This is a genomic window from Xenorhabdus yunnanensis, from assembly GCF_028598805.1.
GTDB lineage: Bacteria > Pseudomonadota > Gammaproteobacteria > Enterobacterales > Enterobacteriaceae > Xenorhabdus > Xenorhabdus yunnanensis.
Map to the genome: position 1 here is coordinate 1 of NZ_JAQRFI010000248.1, position 443 is coordinate 443.

Sequence of the window (443 nt, forward strand, 5' to 3'; positions counted from 1 at the left end):
TTTGGTCCTCTGAGAATGGCATGTAACAAGATGTCTTGCAGTAATAAAATTTATTTTGTCCGTGGGCAATAATGAAACACCGACTTAGGGATTTAAGCGCCGAAGTTACTGTTTAAGAAGTTGGTGTGTTTTTTACCGAAGCCAAAGGCTTGCTTGGTGACAATGCGGTATTTGACGCCCACGCCAGAGGGACGCGGCATCAGGTCAAAGTTTTCCAACAGCACCCTGAGATGTTCATCGGGGTTGAAGTTGAAAACGTAATACAGGTAGGTCATGTCGAGCGGGTCGAGCACAAACACTTTGCTTTCATTGCGCCAGAAGAAGCGCTCTAAAAAGAGGTTGATGTTGGTGACCGTCGGGCTTTGGGTCAGGTTAAAGTAGCGCATGCGGATAATCAGGCGCTTCTGTTCAGCGGTGAGCATCAGGGTATAATCGGCATTGCG

At 47.4% G+C, this 443-nt stretch carries 1 protein-coding gene; it reads right to left on the reverse strand.

Translation table 11 applies throughout. The features are described 5' to 3' along the window. Nucleotides 1–92 precede the first annotated feature (92 nt). The coding region (locus PSI23_RS22095; protein ID WP_273557056.1) for a baseplate wedge 1 family protein at nt 93–443 on the reverse strand (351 nt) is incomplete at its 5' end.